Origin of the sequence: Brevibacillus centrosporus (assembly GCF_046622605.1) — a bacterium.
Classification (GTDB): Bacteria; Bacillota; Bacilli; order Brevibacillales; family Brevibacillaceae; genus Brevibacillus; species Brevibacillus centrosporus.
Genome location: NZ_CP176856.1, coordinates 528201 through 549704, shown reverse-complemented (window position 1 = coordinate 549704; position 21504 = coordinate 528201). Strand labels below are relative to the sequence as shown.

General features: G+C 51.8%; 24 protein-coding genes. 2 read left to right on the top strand and 22 right to left on the bottom strand.

Going from position 1 to position 21504, the window contains the following annotated elements; genetic code table 11:
- Positions 1-204 precede the first annotated feature (204 nt).
- The 6 genes from tsaD to ACLIN2_RS02940 form a co-directional block, all read right to left on the bottom strand.
- Positions 205-1287 carry a tRNA (adenosine(37)-N6)-threonylcarbamoyltransferase complex transferase subunit TsaD gene (gene tsaD, locus ACLIN2_RS02965; protein WP_327932449.1) on the bottom strand — a complete coding sequence of 361 codons (1083 nt, stop codon included), beginning with the start codon at positions 1285-1287 and terminating at the stop codon, positions 205-207.
- Entirely contained in the window at positions 1287-1742 is a 456-nt protein-coding gene (rimI, locus tag ACLIN2_RS02960) for a ribosomal protein S18-alanine N-acetyltransferase (RefSeq protein ID WP_092271000.1), read from the bottom strand. Before rimI ends, tsaD begins: the two co-directional genes overlap by 1 nt.
- A 5-nt stretch (positions 1743-1747) precedes the next feature.
- Positions 1748-2470 carry a tRNA (adenosine(37)-N6)-threonylcarbamoyltransferase complex dimerization subunit type 1 TsaB gene (gene tsaB / locus ACLIN2_RS02955; protein ID WP_411503190.1) on the bottom strand — a complete coding sequence of 241 codons (723 nt, stop codon included), beginning with the start codon at positions 2468-2470 and terminating at the stop codon, positions 1748-1750.
- On the bottom strand, positions 2451-2921 hold the full coding sequence (gene tsaE / locus ACLIN2_RS02950) for a tRNA (adenosine(37)-N6)-threonylcarbamoyltransferase complex ATPase subunit type 1 TsaE (RefSeq protein ID WP_411503189.1): 471 nt from the start codon (positions 2919-2921) through the stop codon (positions 2451-2453). The genes tsaB and tsaE overlap by 20 nt, the downstream gene beginning before the upstream one ends.
- A gap of 16 nt (positions 2922-2937) precedes the next feature.
- Positions 2938-3957, bottom strand: a complete 1020-nt coding sequence (gene thiL / locus ACLIN2_RS02945; protein ID WP_411503188.1) for a thiamine-phosphate kinase — start codon at positions 3955-3957, stop codon at positions 2938-2940.
- Between the two features lie 93 nt (positions 3958-4050).
- The gene (locus ACLIN2_RS02940) at positions 4051-4524 is read right to left on the bottom strand and encodes a SprT family protein (RefSeq protein WP_301173070.1); all 474 of its coding nucleotides are present in this window, start codon (positions 4522-4524) and stop codon (positions 4051-4053) included.
- Positions 4525-4633: 109 nt separating this feature from the next.
- On the opposite strand from ACLIN2_RS02940, the gene ACLIN2_RS02935 reads away from it, so the two are divergent.
- Together ACLIN2_RS02935 and cmpA are read left to right on the top strand one after the other, a co-directional pair.
- The gene (locus ACLIN2_RS02935) at positions 4634-4969 is read left to right on the top strand and encodes a hydrolase/acyltransferase (protein ID WP_122925734.1); all 336 of its coding nucleotides are present in this window, start codon (positions 4634-4636) and stop codon (positions 4967-4969) included.
- A gap of 276 nt (positions 4970-5245) precedes the next feature.
- Positions 5246-5368, top strand: coding sequence for a cortex morphogenetic protein CmpA (gene cmpA, locus ACLIN2_RS02930; RefSeq protein ID WP_092270978.1), 123 nt, complete (start codon positions 5246-5248; stop codon positions 5366-5368).
- A 33-nt stretch (positions 5369-5401) separates the two neighbouring features.
- Here the strand turns inward: cmpA and ACLIN2_RS02925 are convergent, their stop codons facing one another.
- The 16 genes from ACLIN2_RS02925 to ACLIN2_RS02850 all read right to left on the bottom strand — a co-directional run bounded on the left by ACLIN2_RS02925 (position 5402) and on the right by ACLIN2_RS02850 (position 21399).
- Entirely contained in the window at positions 5402-7564 is a 2163-nt protein-coding gene (locus ACLIN2_RS02925; RefSeq protein WP_092270975.1) for a Tex family protein, read from the bottom strand.
- A gap of 130 nt (positions 7565-7694) precedes the next feature.
- The gene (gene sigB / locus ACLIN2_RS02920; protein ID WP_327932439.1) at positions 7695-8483 is read right to left on the bottom strand and encodes an RNA polymerase sigma factor SigB; all 789 of its coding nucleotides are present in this window, start codon (positions 8481-8483) and stop codon (positions 7695-7697) included.
- Positions 8452-8946, bottom strand: coding sequence for an anti-sigma B factor RsbW (rsbW, locus tag ACLIN2_RS02915; protein ID WP_092270967.1), 495 nt, complete (start codon positions 8944-8946; stop codon positions 8452-8454). Before rsbW ends, sigB begins: the two co-directional genes overlap by 32 nt.
- Complete coding sequence (locus ACLIN2_RS02910) at positions 8946-9272, bottom strand: anti-sigma factor antagonist (RefSeq protein ID WP_122960126.1); 327 nt, start codon at positions 9270-9272, stop codon at positions 8946-8948. The genes rsbW and ACLIN2_RS02910 overlap by 1 nt, the downstream gene beginning before the upstream one ends.
- 22 nt (positions 9273-9294) lie before the next feature.
- Complete coding sequence (locus ACLIN2_RS02905; RefSeq protein ID WP_411503187.1) at positions 9295-10293, bottom strand: PP2C family protein-serine/threonine phosphatase; 999 nt, start codon at positions 10291-10293, stop codon at positions 9295-9297.
- A gap of 23 nt (positions 10294-10316) precedes the next feature.
- Entirely contained in the window at positions 10317-10724 is a 408-nt protein-coding gene (locus ACLIN2_RS02900; RefSeq protein ID WP_373863277.1) for an anti-sigma regulatory factor, read from the bottom strand.
- Positions 10725-10946: 222 nt separating this feature from the next.
- Positions 10947-11297, bottom strand: a complete 351-nt coding sequence (locus ACLIN2_RS02895) for a type II toxin-antitoxin system PemK/MazF family toxin (RefSeq protein WP_092270955.1) — start codon at positions 11295-11297, stop codon at positions 10947-10949.
- Between the two features lie 3 nt (positions 11298-11300).
- Complete coding sequence (locus tag ACLIN2_RS02890; protein ID WP_025845698.1) at positions 11301-11600, bottom strand: CopG family ribbon-helix-helix protein; 300 nt, start codon at positions 11598-11600, stop codon at positions 11301-11303.
- 180 nt (positions 11601-11780) lie between these two features.
- Complete coding sequence (gene alr, locus ACLIN2_RS02885) at positions 11781-12986, bottom strand: alanine racemase (RefSeq protein WP_092270952.1); 1206 nt, start codon at positions 12984-12986, stop codon at positions 11781-11783.
- 2 nt (positions 12987-12988) lie between these two features.
- On the bottom strand, positions 12989-13429 hold the full coding sequence (locus ACLIN2_RS02880) for a hypothetical protein (RefSeq protein ID WP_122925729.1): 441 nt from the start codon (positions 13427-13429) through the stop codon (positions 12989-12991).
- 98 nt (positions 13430-13527) lie between these two features.
- A complete protein-coding gene (ade, locus tag ACLIN2_RS02875; protein WP_411504509.1) occupies positions 13528-15276 on the bottom strand; it encodes an adenine deaminase in 1749 nt (582 codons plus the stop codon).
- A gap of 93 nt (positions 15277-15369) precedes the next feature.
- Positions 15370-16272 (bottom strand): acetamidase/formamidase family protein, encoded by a 903-nt coding sequence (locus ACLIN2_RS02870; RefSeq protein ID WP_411503186.1) that lies wholly within the window; start codon positions 16270-16272, stop codon positions 15370-15372.
- A 179-nt stretch (positions 16273-16451) separates the two neighbouring features.
- Positions 16452-17564 carry a hypothetical protein gene (locus ACLIN2_RS02865; protein ID WP_411503185.1) on the bottom strand — a complete coding sequence of 371 codons (1113 nt, stop codon included), beginning with the start codon at positions 17562-17564 and terminating at the stop codon, positions 16452-16454.
- A 123-nt stretch (positions 17565-17687) separates the two neighbouring features.
- Positions 17688-18512: a hypothetical protein gene (locus tag ACLIN2_RS02860; RefSeq protein ID WP_411503184.1), complete on the bottom strand. Its 825-nt coding sequence runs from the start codon at positions 18510-18512 to the stop codon at positions 17688-17690.
- 139 nt (positions 18513-18651) lie between these two features.
- On the bottom strand, positions 18652-20019 hold the full coding sequence (locus tag ACLIN2_RS02855; RefSeq protein WP_411503183.1) for a hypothetical protein: 1368 nt from the start codon (positions 20017-20019) through the stop codon (positions 18652-18654).
- Positions 20020-20361: 342 nt separating this feature from the next.
- The gene (locus tag ACLIN2_RS02850; protein ID WP_122925717.1) at positions 20362-21399 is read right to left on the bottom strand and encodes a DUF4367 domain-containing protein; all 1038 of its coding nucleotides are present in this window, start codon (positions 21397-21399) and stop codon (positions 20362-20364) included.
- Positions 21400-21504 lie beyond the last annotated feature (105 nt).

Below are 21504 nucleotides of genomic sequence, written 5' to 3'. Positions count from 1 at the left end.
CCACATATTCCACAAAATAATCCACAGGCTGAGGGTGATTTTCCCGGTCATTTTTCGTGTTATCACCATTATTCACAGGAGGGGTGAGGAACAACCTAAAAAGTTATTCATACAATGTGGATAATGTTAAGAATACGTAAAAAAACATCCCTGCTCCTGCCACTCACAAGAGATGGCACTGGAAACGGGGATGTTTTTGAGAAATCAGTGATCAGACAGCGACAAGCCAGGCACTCCATTCAAATCGAGCGCAGCGAACTGCCCTTTTTCATATTTGATGAAGCCAGCAGCGGCGATCATAGCGGCATTGTCAGTGCAAAGCGTAAACGGCGGGATCACCAAAGGAATTCCTTCTGTCTGACAGCGGTTCTGCAGACGCTCCCGCAAACCGCGATTCGCTGCAACACCACCTGCCAAAAGCACCTGCTTGGCACCATGCTCACGTACTGCACGCAACGTTTTCTCTACCAGCACCTCTGTGACGGAATCCTGGAAGCTGGCCGCCAGATTAGCTGGCTCGATTGTTTCGCCACGCTGCGCGGCATTGTGCAAGGTGTTGAGTACAGCTGACTTCAAGCCACTGAAGCTGAAATCGTAGGAACCCGGCTCCAGCCAAGAGCGTGGCAGCGGTACATTGGGAACCCCTTCATGCGCGAGACGGTCGATGTGCGGACCACCTGGATACGGCATCTGCAGGGCGCGTGCTACCTTGTCATACGCCTCACCAGCTGCGTCGTCACGCGTTTCTCCCAGGATCTCAAAATGGCCATGCTCCTTCATCCAGACAAGCTCGGTATGTCCTCCCGAGACGACGAGCGCAATCAGTGGGAAATTCATTTCCTCCACCAGTCGGTTTGCATAGATATGCCCGGCAATATGGTGGACGCCGATCAGCGGGATTCCTCGAGCCAGCGAAATCGCTTTGGCTGCCGCCACTCCCACCAAAAGCGCACCGACCAGTCCCGGTCCGTACGTCACGGCAATGGCATGGATGTCATCCAAGGTCTTGCCGGCCACCTCCAATGCTTCCTCGATGGTCAGCGTGATGTTTTCCACATGGCGACGGGAAGCCACCTCGGGAACAACTCCGCCGAAGCGCTTGTGAATATCGGCTTGCGAGGCAATCACGTTGGAAAGCACTTCTTTCCCGTCGCGGACGACAGAGGCTGAGGTTTCATCGCAACTGGTCTCGATCCCAAGTATATAAGTCGGCTCTCCCGACTGTTTGTGTGTCTCATAAGCCTGCTGCACGCGCATTTCGTAGCGCGACGTATATGTTTTGTTCATTACAAAGTCACCCACATAATAATTGCGTCTTCGTTATTGTCCGAATAGTAACGTTTGCGTACGCCGTGCTCTTTGAAGCCGAGCTTAGTGTACATGCTGCGTGCGACCGTATTGGAGGGCCGCACTTCCAAAGTCATACTCTTCGCGTGAAACATTCGCGCCACGTTCATCATTTTGATCATCAGGCCAAGCCCGACCTTTTTTCCCCGATACAAGGGGTGTACCGCTACGTTGGTAATATGCGCCTCATCGATGATGATCCACATTCCGCAGTAAGCGATGATCCGGTTTTGATGAACGACTACGACGTAGCGAGCATTGGGATTTTTCGTGAGTTCGTTTACAAAAGCGTCATGCGGCCAAGGCGTTGAAAACGATAGCCGCTCCAGCTCTGCGACAGCACCCACGTCCTGCATCGTCATAAAACGGTATTCCAGTTCGTTTGGTGGAATCATTGTGATTACTCCTTTGCGGAACCCTCCTGCTTTTGGGCCAGCCATTTTGCCTCTGCTTCCGCCAGTTGAAGGTATTCAGGCACCAGCTCGTGCGGGTTTCCTCCGTTCTGCAGCTGACGCATCGCCAAATACCCTATGTGGGCCGCTCGCGGATGGTTGTGCGCAGGTGTGGCAAAGCGTGCTTGCTCTCCCAATCCTTCGACAATGGCTTGTCGATGCAGGCGAACATCTTCGCCCAGAAATAGAATCGGGTCGCCTTTGGCCTGCTCTCTCAAGAGTGGCAGCCAGTCCTGCAGCAGGATGATTTGTTCTTTCTCCTGCAAAATGACGGATTCCATCCCTTCCGTCCGATAGGCCCCTGAGTAAACCTGGCCTCTGCGCGCATCGAACAGAGGCACGATCAGACCAGGGAAGCCTACGGCATTCATCGCCACTACCTGCAGGCTCGATACGCCAACAGCTGGCAGGTTCAGGGACCACGCCATGCTTTTGGCTGTCGCGACACCGATCCGCACCCCTGTGTAGGAGCCCGGTCCTTTTGCGACTCCCAGCCCACTAAGCTGCTCAGGCGTCGTTCCCGTCGCATCCATCAGCTCCGCGATACAGTCCATCAGCCGGATCGAATGGTTCTTTTGCTGGTTGGTCGTCATTTCGGCCAATACCCGTTCTTCATCGACTATCGCTACACTCAACACCAGATTGGACGTGTCAATCGCCAGTACGCGCATCAAAATCAAACTCCTCACACAAATTCAAGTAACGCCCACCCTGCGGTACCAGCTCAATCAGACGAACGTCCTCTCCTTCGGTACGCAAAAAGACCGTCAACCGGTCTGCCGGGAGCACTTCTTCAATCAGCGATGCCCACTCGACGACGCAGACTCCTTCGCCAAAAAAATAATCGTCCAGCCCGAGCGAGTCCACATCATCGCCTACCCGGTAGACATCCATATGATAAAACGGCAAGCGCCCCTGATACTCTTTTATGATCGTAAACGTCGGACTGTTCACTACCTGCTTCACGCCGAGACCACGTCCCAGCCCTTGAGTGAACGTCGTTTTCCCCGCCCCCAGATCTCCTTCCAGCGCCAAAAAATCGCCAGGCTTCAAGAGAGTAGCGAGGCTCTCGGCGAAGCGGTGCGTTTCCTCGACTCCCGAAAGCGTCCACTTGTACGCCATGCTTGTCATCCCCTTTTTATTCTCGCCGCCCAAAATGGTTAAAGCCCGCTTTGGGCAAGGGCATTTGTCTGCCCGCTCTTGTGCACGAAACAGCCGTCCCGTTCCCCCTCGGCTCTACTCGGCCAATCACCGCAAACGGAATCCCGGCTACCGCGAACTGCTCCGCCAGCACATCGATACGACTAGCATCGGCTGTTCCTACCAGCTGATAATCCTCTCCACCGTAAAAAGCCCATGCCAGCGGATCATATCCGATTTGCTCCGCATAGGAGGAGAGCTCCTGTCTAATCGGTATTTGGCTGGCATCGATGGACAGCTCAACGCCACTGGCTTCGGCAATTTCCCAAAGCTCTGATGCCAGTCCATCGCTGACGTCATTCAAAGCCGCGCACGCCCCTGATGCCAACAAAATTCTTCCTGCGGCGACTTGGGCTGTCGGCCGCTGATGTGCGTCTACCAGCGCTTGATACTGTGACGGAAATGAAGCTCCTGTTTTCTTTTGCTCGAGAAGCAAATGAAGCCCAGCAGCCGAGCTGCCCACATACCCGGTCACAAACACCAGCTGGCCTGCCTTTGCCTGGGAACGGCGAAGAGCTCGCCCCTTTTCCACCTCGCCAAGTACAGTGACAGATAGATGGAGAGCGTCCGGAGCAGATACGGTATCTCCCCCTATGAGTCGCACTCCATACGATTCACAGGCTTCGTAGATACCATCGTAGATCTGGCTGGTCATTTCCGCCGACCAGCTGGGGGAAACCGCGATACTGACCAAGGCATAACGGGCGACTCCCCCCATCGCAGCGACGTCACTGATGTTGCTGATCACGGCTTTGTAGCCGATGTCGCTCGGATGCATCGTCTCTTTCAGAAAATGAACGGTTTCGACCATCGCATCACAGCAAGCCACGACTTCCATGTCAGGCGCTGGTGTATAAACAGCGGCATCATCCCCGATTCCGACGGTCAAGCCGTCTCCTTCCTGTCCGTCCGAACGTCTCGTCCATTGCCGGATCAGGGAAAATTCATCGTGTGCCACCTCAAACGCTCCTTTACGGCATAGTCAGTCCATTATAACGCTGGTTTCCAAAGCCGTGCAAGGAAACCGCCCCCTCCAGGTGCCCTAGCTCCTTCAGGAGGACACTGGTTCTTTCAGCTCACGCAGCTTCAGCTTGCCACTGCAGCGTCCACAGCGATAACGAGAAGGATTCATTTTTCGCTTTCGTTTGTAGCTCATACCGCATTCCTTGCAGACAAGCTCATAGCGATAGGGGAGCCTGGTGCGCCCCTCTCCTACCTGCTGACAGTATCGACTGCCACCTACCTGCTTCAGCAGTACCTGAAAATCCCGATCAGCATGGCGATAGCCCCGCTTCGCCAAATGCAGGTGGTAGTGGCATAGCTCGTGCTTGATGATGGCAACTAGCTCATCCATCCCATGCTCCTGCAAGTGCTTCGGATTCAGCTCGATGTCGTGGGAGCGCAGCAAATAGCGCCCTCCTGTCGTGCGCAGCCTGCTGTTGAAGCGAGCCTCGTGACGAAAGGGGACCGTAAAAAACTCGCTCGATATGTCTTCCACCAGCTTCTGCAATTCCTGATCGGTCATCTCTTCTCCTCCGTTCCTCTCTTTCTTTTCACGATAGCAGTTCCGGTTGAAAAGTGCCAGACAGATAGGCTACACTGTTTGGTAGAAAAGTAGATTGGTGGAGGAGCTTATGCGCTATTTGCTGTTGCAGGAAGGTACCGGACTGCAATTCGTCTCGTTGCCGGAATCGCATATGTACCAGTTGGTCGCCCTGATGAAGCGGCTGCACAAGGAAATTGACAAACTCACAATTGCAGACCGGCCACAGCTGCCCGAGGTCGTCGCAGAATGTGGTGAGCTGGAGCTCTTGAAGAGTGAGCTTGCGATCAAGGACGGCTTGGATTATGTATCTAGCTTGGAGAGACGCTTCGCTTCCTTGCAGGAGAGCGAATATCCAGTGATTTCTCTTTTGACGGAAATTCGTGCTCTGCAGGCACAGCTGGAGTACTTGCAGGAAGAAGAATAAACAAATGGTCAGAGCCGCTCTGTTCAACCGCTTGCGGTCACATTTCGTTTTTCCCATAAGAAAACCTCTATCTAGGCCATCTCATGGAGGAGCGACCGCGTTTTAGCGGGAAGTTTTACCGAAGGAATGCCAGAAGCGGACGCTGAGGCACTTCGCCATGCGCTCCAGAATTCATAAGCATTACGCTTATAAATTCTTATCCGTAAAAAAATAGGTACCTCCCTCTCGTCCCGTGCATACACTTGCCAGTAGACGATAAATCCAGGAGGTACCTTCATGCCACAATGGATGCGCAGGCAGTTGCAGCGTGCCTTCAGCGGGAAGGATGTACGACAAATTCGTTTGCTGAACAGTTGCTGGTTCTTATATCTCGAAAAACATGGCGGTCGTCCCGAGTAACAGGACGCCGCCTTTTTGTCATCTTTATAGATATCAGCCCTCTGACGGTGCAATCAGTGTCAGACCTACACGCTGACGCTTTTCATCGATCTCTACGACCCACACATCCACGATATCGCCCACTGCTACCACTTCAAGTGGATGCTTCACAAAGCCTTTTTTCAGCCGCGAGATATGCGCCAGTCCATCATTTTTCAATCCGATGTCGATAAACGCCCCGAAGTCGACGACGTTACGTACTGTCCCCTGAAGCTTCATCCCTACACCGAGATCAGTCAGCTTGAGGACATCGCTGCGCAAAAGCGGTCTCGGCAGCTCGTCGCGCGGGTCACGTCCCGGACGCAAAAGGCTCTCTACAATGTCCGCCAGTGTAGGCTCACCGATTCCCAGCTGCTCGGCAGTCTGTGCGATGTTCAGCGACTGCAGCTGCTCCTTGCAGCGCTCACTGCCAATATCATGGGGTGCGATGCCAATGATATTCAACAGCTTGTTCGTCGCATCGTACGACTCCGGATGGATCGGGGTCTTGTCCAGCGGATTGCTTCCTTCCATGACCCGCAGAAAGCCAATGCATTGCTCGTACGTTTTCGCCCCGAGGCGCGGCACGTCTTTCAGCTGTGACCGCGTGGAAAACTTTCCGATCTCATCCCGTTTTTTCACGATATTGCCCGCTACCTGCTTGCTGATGCCGGATACGTATTGCAGCAGAGAAGGCGAGGCTGTGTTTACATCCACCCCGACGTGGTTTACCGCGGATTCAACGACAAACTGCAGACTGTCCGCCAACCGTGATTGGGACACATCATGCTGGTATTGTCCGACGCCGACCGATTTCGGATCGATTTTCACCAGCTCCGCCAGCGGATCCTGCAGTCTGCGCGCGATCGACGCGGCACTTCGCTCAGCTACGTCCAAATCAGGAAATTCTTCTTTTGCCAGGGGCGATGCCGAGTAGACGGATGCCCCTGCTTCGTTGACGATGATATACATCACGTCTTTTCCCAGTTCCTTCAGGACATCCGCGATAAACTGCTCGGTCTCGCGTGAGGCAGTACCGTTTCCAATCGCTACTACGGTCACGCTGTAGGTCGTAATCAGCTGTTTCACCTTTGCCGCAGCTTCCGCCACTTTGTTCACTGGGGGAGTCGGATAAACGACAGCTACCTCGAGCAGCTTGCCTGTCTCATCGACAACTGCCAGCTTGCAGCCTGTCCGAAACGCAGGGTCCACGCCCAGCACCACTTTGCCTTTGACAGGGGGCTGCAGCAGCAGATTGCGAAGGTTCTCCGAGAAGATATGTATCGCTTGCTCTTCTGCTGTCTCCGTCAGCTCTGCACGCACTTCCCGCTCAATGGACGGGGCGATCAATCGCTTATAAGCATCCTCTACCGTCATTTCAAGAACAGAGCGAACGACGGTCTCGCGAGGAATCACTCGTCTTTGTATCCATGGCAGAATCTCCGTGACCGGAGCTTCGACCGTCACTTTCAATATGCCTTCACTCTCCCCGCGATTCATGGCCAGTACCCGATGTGGCACGACCTTCTTCAGCGGTTCGCTGTAAGCGTAATACATCTGGTATACATTCTTTTCATCGGCTTCCTCCGCTTTTTGCTCCGACAGCAAAAGTCCTTTTTGCATCGTGCGTTGGCGGATCCATTGCCGGATGTCCGGATCATCCGAGATGTGCTCGGCTACGATATCCATCGCTCCTTGCAGAGCTGCCTCTGCCGAGTCGACACCTTTTTCCGGGTCGATATATTTTGCCGCTTCTGCCTGCGCTTCCCCTGTTTTCGGCAGGCTCAGCAAGTAATTGGCCAAAGGCTCCAGCCCTTTTTCCTTGGCCATCGTAGCTCGTGTACGACGCTTTTGTCGGTACGGTCGGTACAAATCCTCTACTTCTTGCAATTTGGCTGCCTTCTCGATGGCAGCTCTCAGCTCATCTGTCAGCTTTCCCTGCTCCTCGATCAGCCGAATGACTTCTTCTTTTCGTACAGCCAAATTGCGCAAATAACGAACGCGCTCTTCAATGGCTCGAATCTGTGTTTCGTCCAATTGCCCGGTCATCTCTTTGCGGTAACGGGCAATAAACGGGACTGTGTTTCCTTCATCCAGCAAAGCAATGGTTCGCTCTGCTTGATGAGGCTTCACGCCAGTATCCTGGGCGATGGTCTGGATCATTAACGTCAGTTCCATACATGTCCTCCTGCGCTCGTTCTTCGCTGTATATTGTACCATATTTGCTGTTACGAACTGGAAACCTGCCTGCGAAAAAGCTGCTGTCCGTATCAAAAAAAGAGATGCCCGCTGGCACCTCTCCCTCTATTTACATGACCGTTTCATGCTGTTCCAGCTTTAAGGCTTCACGCAATTTAGCCAGGGCTCTGCGTTGCAAGCGAGAAATATGCATTTGGGACATGCCCAGCACATCGCCAGCCTGTTTTTGACTCAGGTTCTCGTAGTAGGTTAATTGAATAATTTCTCTTTCCCGTTTGTCTAAAACATGCAAGGCTCTCTCAAGCATGAGGTTTTGCTCAACCTGTCCAAACCCATCCTCCTGCGATCCGATCAGGTCCAGCAGTGTAATGGTGTTGCCGTCACTGTCTGCCTCCAGCTCACTGTCCATCGAAAGGGAGTGATAGCTCCTGCCCATCTCCAGCGTCTCCAGGACAGCTTCCTCCGAAACGCCGAGGCAGCGCGCAATATCGGAGATCTGCGGAGAACGCTGCAGCAAAATGGTCAGCTCGTCGACGACGCGTTTAATTTTGGGGCTCAGTTCCTTCACTCTTCGCGGAACGTGCACACTCCAGGTTTTATCGCGAATATATCGTTTAATCTCGCCTACGATGGTAGGGATGGCAAAGCTTTCAAACGTCCGGTCAAAAGACGGATCGAATCTTCGTAGCGACGCCAAAAGTCCGATCATCCCTACCTGAATCAGATCCTCATGCATGATTTGTCCACGGACGAACTTCTTGGACAGCGTTTCTACCAGCGGCGTGTACGCTCTCACCAACAGCTCCTGCAGCTCCCTATCTCCTGTTTCCCAATACTGATAGGTGAGCTTTTTCAATTCCTCGGGACTATACTTCTTCTTCCGAGATTGTCCGGTCATCGCCAGCCACCCCATCCCGCTGAACATACTTGGTCATGGAGACCGAAACACCGTCACCTGTGCGAATATCCACTTCGTCCATCAGGGCGTGGATCAAATACAGACCCAATCCCCCCTCTTCTACCTCGTCTAAATCTCTACCCGCGTACAGAGGGGCTAATTGATCAGCGCTAGGCTCTCTGTCCAAGCCTTTGCCCTCATCGGTCACGACGATGACGAGTCGATCGGGATAAATGGAAAAGGACAGGGAAATGAGCCCCGGTTCTTCCTCCAAGCGATAGGCGTGCTTCACTGCGTTGCTGCAAGCCTCTCCCACCGCGAGCTTGATATCCTCGATCTCGTCATACGTAAATCCCAAACGATTGGCGACACCCGATACAGTCAGGCGAGCAACTCCCAAGTATTCAGGCAAGCTCGGCAGCTGCAATGAAATAACATCTGCTTCAGATCTCTTCTGAGCCATTACTCGCTCTCCCCTTTACGGATGGAGACTAGATCATACAAGCCAGTAATGCGAAACAGCCTTTCTACCCGGGAAGGCAGGTTTTGCACAACAAAGTCGCACCCTACCTGCTTGCATGCTTTCATCACTCCGATGAAAATACCGATTCCCGTGCTGTCCATGTACTCCACTTGTGACAAATCGACAACGACAACTGCTACCCCTGGGGTTTCCACCGAGGTCATAATCGCTTCTTTTGCTTTCGGTCCGGTGAAGGCATCCACATCGCCGCTAAGGCTTACCAAATGCTCCGTTTCATTTCTAGTGATATTCATGGTTAGGTCCATCCACATTCCCTCCAGTTATCGCTCAGGTTCTTCGCAGTATCATCATGGTGTAATCATCTGGCAGTTCAAACTGGGAGAGCAGCAGCAGCTTGCTATAGAGGTTATCTGCCATCACTTGAGCGGACGTACCTAATTCCGCCTCCAGATAAGATACCAGCTCGTCCCTATGTAAGTAATTTCGGCCAATCTTGCGCTCTGTTACACCATCCGTCAGAAGAATCAGAACATCACCTACATCGAGATGGACTTCATATTCCTGGTAGTGGCTGTCGGAGCAAATCCCCAGCGCCATGCCCTTGCCTTCCATGTCGTAGAAACGCCCTTCCTTTGCCCGATACACAAAGCCAGGCTCATGTCCGGCAACAGCATATCGGAAGCGATGCTTCTGCGTATCGTAACAGCCGAACAGCATCGTGACAAACATGCTTGGATCGATATTGCGCTCCACCACCCGATTCAGATGGCGCAGCATTTCATCTGGACCATGCAGCATGTCACCCAAGCTCTCCATCGCGTACTTCAGCATGGACATGCACATCGCAGCTGAGATCCCTTTTCCCGTAATATCTGAAATCGTCAGGCAGAGTCGCCCGTCGTCGTGAGTAACGATATTGTAGTAATCCCCAGAAATTTGCTTCGCTGCGACACTGACCAGCCCAATCTCCACATCTGGATAGACCGGCAGCTCCTGCGGCACAAGTGATTTCTGCATAGCGGAGGCAACCGCCATTTCGGATTGGAACTGTTTATGCTTGCTCCTCATGCTGGTCACCGAGCGATGCTCATTTCCGTACTCAATCATGACTTCTGTCAAGATAGAGAAGGACGCTCGTACAAACTCGGGCACATCCCCGAGATATTCCAATGCCCGCCCATGCAGATCAATCATTTCTTCTGGCGAAATATCTTGAAGCAAGAGCCACTTCCCCAGCTGCTGAGCATCGTATAGCTGATCTTCCCCTTGACCAGCCAAATAGTCCCGGAGAAGCTGCACGTACTTTTTCTCTATACCCCGGGTCATCATCCTACTCCACCTTCCTCTACTCAGCTACGCCATTTCACAACGATGACTTTTGTCCCTTCCCCAAGAGCGCTCTGAATATCGAATTCATCCATCATGCGCCTGACGCCTGGTAGCCCAGCTCCCAACGCACCTGAAGTAGAATAACCATCTTCCAATACCTTGCGAATATCTGCAATCCCAGGTCCTGCATCCAGTGCAGTAATCTGCAAACCGATTGCTCCTTCACGCTCGATCGGCGTGATCGTAATCGTTCCTTCTCCTGCGTACAAAAAAATATTTCGAGCCAGCTCAGAAATGGTAGTGGCCATTCGGGACTGCATAATCGTGCCGAACCCTAATTGTCGAGACATATTTCGTCCAACCTGCCTCGCTGCGACAATATCCGCTACTGAATCGATCTTGATTGTCTCAGGATACAGCTCTGCCACAATCAAAAACTCCTTCCGCCCTCACTTGATAGGTAGAAATGTAATGGATGCGAAGCGAAGCCAATTTCTCCACCTTGGGAATAAAAAGCAAAACGTGTCACATTTTGTCTAATATTCACTACCAATACATTCGCTATACACACATCAAATCCTGCCCTCACAGCAAAAAAACCACTTGCTTCACTCAAGTGGCTTTTCCTCTCCAAAGGTCTGATCCAAATTTTAAAAATCGATGAGTCCCAGGCTGATCTGTAGGGATTCATGCACACGATCCATCATCTCATCATCGAGATGGGTGATCTTATCGGTCAGCCGTTGTTTGTCAATGGTTCGAATTTGTTCCAACAGAATGACGGAGTCACGATCAAATCCATATGTTTTTGCGTCAATCTCAACATGCGTAGGCAGCTTCGCCTTTTGAATCTGTGCCGTGATGGCTGCGACGATGACCGTCGGACTAAATCGATTTCCAATGTCGTTCTGAATGACTAATACAGGCCGAACGCCTCCTTGCTCAGAGCCAACGACCGGTGACAGGTCCGCGAAAAATACATCGCCACGTTTGACAATCACTGGTCACACCCCGCTAACTAAGCGGACAAGAGTATGGTCAGCCTCTTCTTCAGCGCCAAAAGCCTCCGATGCCATTTTCAGATTGATCTTCGCCATCTCCATATACCCTTTTTGCATCGTCTCACGGATGGTGCGCTTTTTGCGCTCCTTCAAATACAGATGCATCGCCTGACGAATGAACTCGCTGCGATTGGATTTTTCCTTCTGAATCACGCCATCCACTTCTTGTAGCAAGTGTTGTGGCAAACTGATCATGATGCGTTTCGTGTTTGACTTCGACAAGACAAATCCACCTCCAACCATGACCGTAACTTTCATCCGCTAAGCATGTTCTCCTGCCATTTTGTCAGTATGAACAATACCATTATGTCGAAACCATTGCAAAAATATACCTGTCCGTACGCTATGCAGCTAAAAAAGCCGACTTTCTGCGCTTACCTAGTATTCGTTCTCGAAAGTAAAATTCCTGCCGTTTTTTGTTTGCTAGTTATTTACACTTTCTTTGGGAGCATGTTTCATAGTGATTGGGTGAAACACCCCTGTTTCTTTTCCATTCTGAAAATAAACGCGGGGGATGCGGTAGTTCAGCATGCAAGGAACCTCGTAGTTGATCGTGCCGATCAGGGCTGCTACTTCATCCAGAGAAATCTCATCCTCGCCCTGCTTTCCATACAAAACAACCTCATCATTGACCTGTGCCGTTCCCTGTTCAATCCGCACCATAATCTGATCCATGCAAACCCTGCCAACGATGGAAGCACGTGCTCCATTGTACAAAACTTTCCCACGGTTGGACAACAGGCGAGAATATCCATCTGCGTATCCAATGGGCAGTGTCGCAATCTGTTCCCCGGGCTTAGCGGTATACGTCGCACCGTAGCTGACCGTAAAAGCTTCGTCCGTCGCTGTTTTCACGTGAGCGATCTTGGTCTTCAGCGCGAGTGCCGGTACGAGCCCCACATCTGCACGATCTTTCATATATGGCGAAGGATATAGTCCGTATAAACCTATGCCTAATCGGATCGTATCATACCCCCATTCGGGAAAAGCAATCGCAGCCGCCGTATTGCAGCAGTGGATCATAGGCAGTTTCTTGCCCGCAGCGCGAAGAGATTGCAAGAAGCTTTCAAACGTTTCGTGTTGTCGTCGCACATGGGTAGTGTCCGGTTCATCCGCGCAGGCAAAGTGAGTGAAAATCCCGGTCCAGGAGAGCTTTTGACTTTCCTCGAGCGCGTTTACCACACGCAGCAGCTCCTCCTTTGTGCGCACACCCAGTCGGCCCATTCCCGTATCGGTCTTGATATGAATGCCGACAGGCGCGAGATTCCCCTGAAGTAAAACGCGGTTCGCCTCGGCAATCCAATCAGCATGATATGCCGTAAGCTGGACCTGCAGTCGGCTGGCTGACTCTACAGAATCAGCAGGTGTGTAGCCAAGCACCAGGATAGGGGCATCGATCCCTGCCTCCCGCAAAACGATGGCTTCATCCAGCATGGCAACTGCCAGTGAGTTCGCGCCGCTTTCAAGCGCCTGTCTGCCTACCTCGACAGCACCATGTCCGTAGCCGTCAGCCTTCACCACCGCCATAATCCCGGTTTCTGCGGGCAGATGGCGGCGGAACGTCTGCACGTTGGCTGAAATCGCATCCAGATTTACTTCAACCCAAGTGTCACGACAAAACGGTTTCATGCTTATCTCCTCTTGTTCGCTTTATTATAGTAAAACAAACGCTCGTTCAAGTGCTTTAGAAATTCACGGGACACCATCAGAGACTCCCGCTTTCCTCCCACTCTGTAGAGATGGCGGCCTTCGTAAATCTGTTCGACCTCGGACAGTGGATAGCTGGTTTCTTTGCCTGACATTGTGATGATCAGGTGTGTTTTTGTCAGCTTGTACACAGGCCGAAGCATCGATCGGTAAAGAAAGGGAGCCAGACCTACAACCGCAATCGCAATTGCAAAGGCGAGCACCTTGAATGCTGTGTTGTTACTAGGAAGAATCTGCGCGAGAATCAGCATTCCCAAGACAAAAGCAACTGTCTCCATCACGCGCATTTTTACGCTTTTGCGCAGAAGCATGTCCTTGTACGTAGACTCTTCCTGGTACAAAACATCCGTAGCCGGTTTTTTCATGAAAAGCATGCCACCTCATTACGATAGAAGTTAATTTGACTGTATCGTGTTTTCCTGCTGGATGTCAATTCAGGGAATGCTTATTTCGCGTGGCGAAATCAAACACCCGAGAGCAGAGTGAATTGTTGAACGTCGAATAATCCCTGATCAGTCAGCTTGAGGGAAGGGATAACCGGCAGCGCCAAAAAGGACAGCGTCAAAAACAGCTGGAAGGTAGCCGGTGCCCCTACCGTGCGCAAAGCGTGCTCCAGTTCGTCGAGCCCTCGGCAAACGACTTCTGCCTTCTGATTGGACATCAATCCCGCAATTGGCAAAGCGAGGGCTGCCAGTACCTTTCCATCCTCAACGACGACCAAGCCCCCCTGCATGCCTTCAATCGTTTTCACGGCAAACAGCATATCGTCATCGTTCGTTCCTGCGACGATCAGGTTATGCGAATCATGGGCAACAGTGGATGCGATCGCCCCTTTTTGCAGACCGAGACCTTTGACGATCCCCAGCCCAACGTTGCCTGTGAGGTGATGGCGCTCAATGACTGCCATTTTCAACAGGTCCCGCTCTACAGAAGGAACAAACTCTCCCTGAACAGTCGGCACTTCTATTACAAGATGCTCCGTTACGATTTTGTTGGGAATGATGCCGATGACATGCGCCTTTTCGTTTCGAACGGGTATGGCAAACCTTTCTTTGGTCAGTGGCTGGATCCGAACGCTTCCGGTCAGCTCCTCTGCTTTGGCAGCCACTTCAGCCGACTGCGGAGGAAGCATGTCTTCTACTACTCTTCCTCGATCCGCTACGAGTCTGCCGTTTTTAAAAACCTGATGGATCGCGACCTGCTCCAGATCGTCCAGCAGGAGAAAGTCGGCTGCAAAACCTGGCGCAATCGCTCCCTTGTCATACAGCCTGAAGCATTCCGCCGCGTTCAGTGACGCCATCTGAATCGCAGTAATCGCCGACAAACCTCGCTCGATTACCATCCGCACATGATGATCGATGCTTCCTTCCCGGAGAAGCTCATCCAAATGCTTGTCATCCGTGACGAACAGGCATCTGCGCGAGTTGCGTTCGGTGACAACCGGCAGCAATGCCTCCAGGTCCTTGGCAGCTGTTCCCTGACGCAGCATCACGTACATACCGCGCTGCAGCCGATCTTTCGCCTCCTGGACAGTGACGCACTCGTGATCCGTTTTGATTTGTGCGGTCCGGTATACATTGATCGCCTGCACATCAAGTCCCGCTGCATGCCCATCAATCTGCTTATTTTGTGCCATCGTCGCGGTCAGCTTATCCAGCATGCCCTCGTCCGCATTCATAACGGAAGGGTAGTCCATGACCTCTGCCAATCCCAGTACACGCGGATGGGACAGAAACGGGTCAAGATCTGCCTGCGTAAGTACCGCACCCGCATTCTCAAAGGAAGTCGCCGGAACACAAGAAGGAAGCATCACATGCACATCAAAGGGAAGGCCCTCCGAAGCTGCCAGCATAAACTCGATTCCACGCGCTCCCGCCACATTGGCGATTTCATGCGGATCCGTAATAACCGTTGTGACGCCGTGCGGCAATAGCACTCGCGCAAATTCAGCAGGAACCACCATCGAGGACTCGATATGCACATGTCCGTCAATAAAGGCAGGCGAGATGTACTTGCCTGCCGCGTCGATTACCGTATGTCCTTCGTACGCTCCGATCCCAACAAAGACACCGTCCGCAATCGCTACATCCCCTTGCAGCAGCTCCCCGTTGAAAACATCAATTATGGTTCCGTCTTTTATGACGATGTCGGCTTTTTCCCTGCCAGCCGCAACAGCAATACGTTTTCGAAGATGTTCCTTGGAGACAGTCACGGATGCCACACCCTCTTCCTCGCGATATTTTTAATCCACTACCCTGACGTAGTTTTTCCCATTAAACAATATCCGCTACCGAAAAGGAAGACATCATTCCCGGTTGATCTCAAAAGTCACATCAAACACCGCTTTCGGAATGGCAAACTTCGCCGTTTTCAAGGGATTTACCATCTGGGATACACGCAAGTCACCGCTGATCCCCATCAAGCAGACTATTTCATTCGCCTCATAGCCTTCAAGCCTTTCCCGCAAAAATTCAAACATGTACTCCGTTGCAAGCTGGCAGGCCTCATCCATCGTCGTGGCGGAAGCGACCACATAAAATTGCTCCCGATCCTCCACTACAGGTGTCACGAAGCATTGCCCCTTCACCACTTCAACCTTTACCCGGACGCGACCGCCGATCTCCACTCCGCAAACGGGAGCTTCCCCATCCCCCATGAGTGCGTGCAAATCCCCGATCGCCAAATTGGCGCCATCGACAGATACCGGCAAGTAGACGACTGCCCCTTCGACAATTTCCTTGGTGTCCATATTGCCGCCATGCGTCCCAGGAGAGTAGGTAGTGATATCCCCACTCTTCGGGGAAACGCCAATGACTCCAATCATCGGTTTGACTGCGAGTGCATGCTTTTCATTAAAATGCACCTTGCCGCCTTCGACTCGAAACTTTTTCACTTCAGGTTCAGCTACATACTTACGCAGAATACCGGCACCCGGCCGCAGATACATAGTTCCTTCCTCATCCAGGTCGATCGAAATCACGGTGATCTTCAGAGTATCGCCCGGAACAACGCCGTGAACGGCAACCGGTCCCGTAGCCGGATTCAATCCCTGCAGGGCAACCATCTGATTTCTGGAGGGCGCTTTCAACTGCTCCCGATAGCAATCGTACGTTTCAAACACGACTTCATCCCCGGAGGCTACCGTAAGCACTGGTTTGAGATCAGGGGAAAATGAATAGATATGATGCGTTTTCGCGACGACTTTCATGTCAAGCCTCCTTTTTTATCTGTGAAAGCTGCGTTTTCTCTCTTTAAATAAAATCCTGCATGCATGTCCTTCCATTTTGACTATAACAAGAACGAAAAAGCCCCACCAGTAGATTTTGGGACTGACCCCATAAGGTCAGTCCCTCTCCTACTGCTGGAGCTTTTGCTGTATCGGGCTTATTATTCTGTGACGGTTGTTTTTTCAGCGTTATCCTGCTCTTTTTCTTTTCGTGGGAAGGCTACTTTTTCAAAGGTTCCTTCCACTACTTTTTGGGCGATCGTCGCAAATTCTTCGCTGCGCTTGTCCGCTTCTTCCTGTGTAAGCTTGCCCGCTTTCACTGCTTCTGCCAGCTGCTCTTTTTGTTTGCTCACGAGCAGGTCAATGACGTCCTGCTTGTCAACGCCTTGAGCCTCTGCAATTTCCGCCAAGGATTTGCCTGCAGTCAGCTCTTCTTTGAATTTGGTTTCATCCAGCTTCAGCAGGGTGAGGAGCTCCTCATTTTTGCCGAAGCCAAATCCAAACATCATTTTCCCGTGACCGCGATCTTGATGTGTGTTTTCCACCATGGCTTTTACGCGCTCTGCGGAGTTCTCCGTCATTTTATCTGCTTGCTCCTGCGTCAGCTTGCCAGCTTTCACCGCTTCTGCGAGCTTTGCTTCCTCTTGTTTAACCAGGAGAGCGATTACGTCGTCTTCATCGACTCCCTGCGCTTCTGCGATCGCTGCCAGCGTCTTGTCTGCTTTGAGCTCCTCTTGCAGCTTGGTGGCATCCAGCTTCAACAGGGTGAGCAGCTCTTCGTTGCTGTCAAAGCCAAAGCCTTTGCCAAATCCGCGCTCAGGGCGAGTGTTTTCGACTTGTTCTTTCACACGGTCGGCTGCGTTTTCAGTCATTTTGTCTGCTTGCTCTTGTGTGAGCTTGCCAGCCTTTACTGCCTCGGCCAGTTTCTCTTCCTGCTGCTTCACCAGAAGCGCGATCACGTCGTCTTCCTCCACGCCCTGTGCCTCAGCGATCGCTGCCAGCGTTTTTCCGGCTTTCAGCTCTTCGGAAAGCTTCGTCGCATCCAGCTTCAGCAAGGCCAGCAGCTCTTCGTTTTTCTCATAGCCGAAGCCAAATCCGATGCCGCCGCGATGCCCCATGTTGCCTTTGAAATTCACTTCTGCAGGTTTATTCAAATCTTTAGCTTGCGTTTGCGTTTGTGTCGTGTCGGCTGCCATTGCGCTTCCCAGACTTCCGATACTCAGCACGGCTGCCATTGCTCCCAAGAGCATTCCCATTTTTGCTTTGCTAAACATATATTCTCCATCCTTTCAACGCTTGGTTTCTTGTTTTGTGTACATTCTTCTCTTGTACAAGACCTAGTTTACTTGTACTTTCTTAGATTCCCGTTTGAGAAAAATGGAAAACTGAAGGGAAAGTTAATTTTGTTTTTCCATATTTCCACCTTGGGCAAAGGTACCCTCTACCATGCTTTTCACTCTTGCTTCCAGATCGGCACCGCGTTTGTCTGCTTCCTCTTGAGACAGTTTGCCGGAAGCTACCTCAGCGGCCAGCTGGTCCTTTTGCTGCTTGGTCAGCAGTGCCACTACTTCTTCTTTTGCCACTCCCTGCGCACTCGCCACATCCGCCAGCGTTTTGCCCGACTTGAGCTGCTCTTGCAGCTTGTCTGCATCCAGCTTGAGCAGGCTGGCGAGCTCAGCGTTCGAGTGAAGATTCACCACGAAGCCCATGCCCCCTCGCGCCTGTGTGGTGCGTTCGATCTGCTCCTTGATCCTCTCGCTCGCGTTCCCTTTCATGCTGTCTACCTGCTCTTGTGTCAGCTTGCCCGCCGATACGGCTTCTTTCCATTTCGCTTCCTGCTGCTTTACAAGCAGATCGATCACGCTACTTTCATCCACGCCTTGTGCTTTGGCCACCTCTGCCAGCGTAAGTCCCGCTTTGAGCTGTTCATCCAGCTTGGCCCCATCGAGCTTCAAAAGGGTCTGCAAGTCGGCATTATCCTTGTAGGTGATGCCGCCACCAAATCCGCCTCGCTCCATTCTGCCTGCTCCTGGTCCTCCTCCGCTCCTGTCTCCCCCGTGCTTGCCTGCTGCGGCAGCCTGATCATTCTGGCCTGTTTCGGTGCCGCTCGCACTGTTCGAGCAACCGATTGTTCCTAACGTGCACATTGCCACCACTGTTCCGAGCAGCATTCCCTTTTTCATATGACTGAGCATACGTCGTCCATCCTTCCATTGCCTCATTTCATTTGATCTTCCCGGCATTCGATACGTTACCGCGATTTTTTTAGATTTTCGTTTGAGCCAGATGGAAATTTGGAGGAAAAACAGACAGAAAGAAAAAAGCAGAAGCTGATTTGCTCCTGCCTTTTCGTATTTTTGATTATTCTGCTGTCGTCTTCTCAGCCTTTGGTTGATGCTTGCTTTCTACCATTTTTTTCGCGAATACCTCCAGCTCTTCGCTGCGCTTGTCCGCGTTTTCTTGCGTCAGCTTGCCTGCCTCTACTGCCTGTGCCAATTTATCTTTTTGCTGTTTGACGAGAAGCGCGACTACCTCATCCTCCGAAACTCCTTGCGCTTGTGCTACTTCCGCCAGTGATTTCCCAGCTTTCAGCTCTTCTGTCAGCTTCGCTTCGTCTAGCTTCAGCAGCGCGAGCAGGTCTTCGTTTTTACCGATCCCGAAGCCCAACCCTTTGCCGTGTCCACGATCCTGATGGGTGCTTTCTACCATTGCTTTTACTCGCTCGGATGCTTTTTCGTTCATTTGATCCGCTTGCTCCTGTGTCAGCTTGCCCGCTTTCACAGCCTCTGCCAGCTTTTCTTCCTGCTGTTTGACCAAGAGAGCCACAACGTCATCCACAGCTACTCCCTGTGCTTCTGCTACGGCAGCCAGCGATTTATCTGCTTTCAGCTGTTCCGAAAGCTTATCTGCATCCAGCTTCAAAAGGGACAGCAGCTCTTCGTTTTTGTCATAGGCAAATCCGAAGCCTTTAGCAAATCCCCGTGCTGGATGCGTGCTTTCGATTTGCTTTTTCACACGGTCTGCTGTGTTTTCATTCAGTTTGTCCGCTTGCTCCTGCGTGAGCTTCCCTGCTTTCACTGCTTCGGACAGGTTCTCCTCATGCTGTTTCACCAAGAGAGCAATCACGTCGTCTTCATCCACGCCCTGCGCTTCTGCGATCGCTGCCAGTGTTTTGCCCGCTTTGAGCTCTTCCGAAAGCTTGGCTGCATCCAATTTCAAGATGGACAGCAGCTCTTCATTTTTGTCATAGCCGCCAAACCCAAACCCACCTTTGTCCTTATGGGTGTTCTCGAGCTGTGCTTTCACACGATCCGCGGCGTTTTCATTCATTTTATCCGCTTGCTCCTGTGTCAGCTTCCCTGCTTTCACAGCCTCTGTGAGCTTCTCTTGCTGTTGTTTGACCAGCAGTGCGATGACATCGGCTTCGTCCACGCCCTGTGCTTCCGCGATCTGCGCCAGTGTTTTGCCTGCCTTCAGCTCTTCGGAAAGCTTATCTGCATCCAGCTTCAAGAGGGACAGCAGCTCCGTGTTTTCCTTGAAGGAAGCCCCGAAGCCAACGCGGTGGTGCCCCATTTTGTCTCCAAATTTCACATCTGCTGGTTTATTCAAATTTTGTGTTTGCGTTTGTGTTTGTGTCGCATCGGCTGCAAAAGCACTTCCGAAGCTTCCGATGCTAAGTACAGCTGCCATCGTTCCTAAAAGCATACCCATTTTCGCTTTGCTAAACATATCGTCAATCCACCCTTTCATCGCTCGGTAAGTTTCTTGCACCTCTTTCGGTACAAGGCTAGTTTACTTGGGCTTTTTTAGATTTCCGTTTGAGAAAAGTGGAAATGTGACGGGAAAGTCATGGCGAGTATGTAGAAACGAGATCCATAAGAAAACCTCTATCGATGCCTGTTCAAGGAGGAGCGACCGCGTTTTAGCGGATAGTTTTACCGAAGTAATGCCAGAAGCGGACGCTGAGGCACTTCGTCATGCGCTCCGGAATTCATAAGCGTAAACACTTATAAATTCCTATCGTTCAGAAAAAAGCAAAGAGGACGGCAGTGACCGTCCCCTCTCCCCAGCTTATTTGCCGCCGATGCCGTACGTAGACTGGGCGACTTTCACCATCTCTTCTTCTGGCAGGTCTCCCGCCATCATAAACTCTACGCCGTCCAGCTCCCATGTGAGGTAGCGGCGATTGTCGTTCGTCTGTGCCAGGACGCCGATCGTAAAGCCCAGATCAATCGGCATGCCCTGCTCATAGGATACAGAAGCTTCTGTCGGACGCGCCTCGGTCAGCTTGTAGTTATAGGCTCCTTGGTAGCTGAGGACGACTGTCCGCACACCGTCTCTCGTCACAGGCTCGATGTCGCCTTGCTGTACGCCCTCTGGAACGTAGGTCGGTACGATGACACCGAACTGACTGGACGGCACCTGTGCGACTTGCCCATTCGGCTGTGCCATAGTTGGGATCGAAGGCAGCGAGCTGGTCGTCATATTGCGGTCTTTGTCAAACGCGTCCTTGTCGAAGGATGGATTGAATACAAACTCAGAAAAGTCAATCTTCACCAGCGGATTCATGCTCGAGTCCATAATTTCAGCGTGCGTAGGTTTGAAATCTTCCGTCAGCCAGATTTTTTGCTTGGTCAGGGAGCGATTGCCGCTGTAGTTTGCTTTGACCTCAAACACATACTGCTTGTCATCCATTTTCATCTGACGCTCAGCATCGTCAATGATGCTGCGGATGAGCGTTTCGTACAGGTAGAGCGGTCCGTTGTTTTCAGGCCAGCCGCTTTGGAAACGGAAGCTCTTGTTCAGATGTGGCGTGAGGACGAATACCCCTTCACTGTTCCGCAGGATAATCTGGGTGATGCCACGCTGCTTGGAGGTCAGTGCTACCCGATAATTGGTCGGTTTCTCGTACCATACCTGAACATCGTACTCCATGGGAGTCGAGCCAGTTTGCATGGTCAGCACTGCTTGAGACTTGTAGCCAGCCATTTTGTCCAGCGTACCGCTCAAGTCACTCACCACATCTTCGGGTGTTTTTTGACCAAAGCAGCCGCCGAGCAGCAGGGTGAAGACCAACAATAACACCAGTGGAAAAGCTGCCCGTTTCATTCAATGAACTCCTCCTTGTCAACTTTTTCGACAAAGAAGGGCATCCCTGTCTATTTCCTGGGAAATCTGTCAGTCTTTCGCCTCTTGGAGCGCACATCTTGTCAT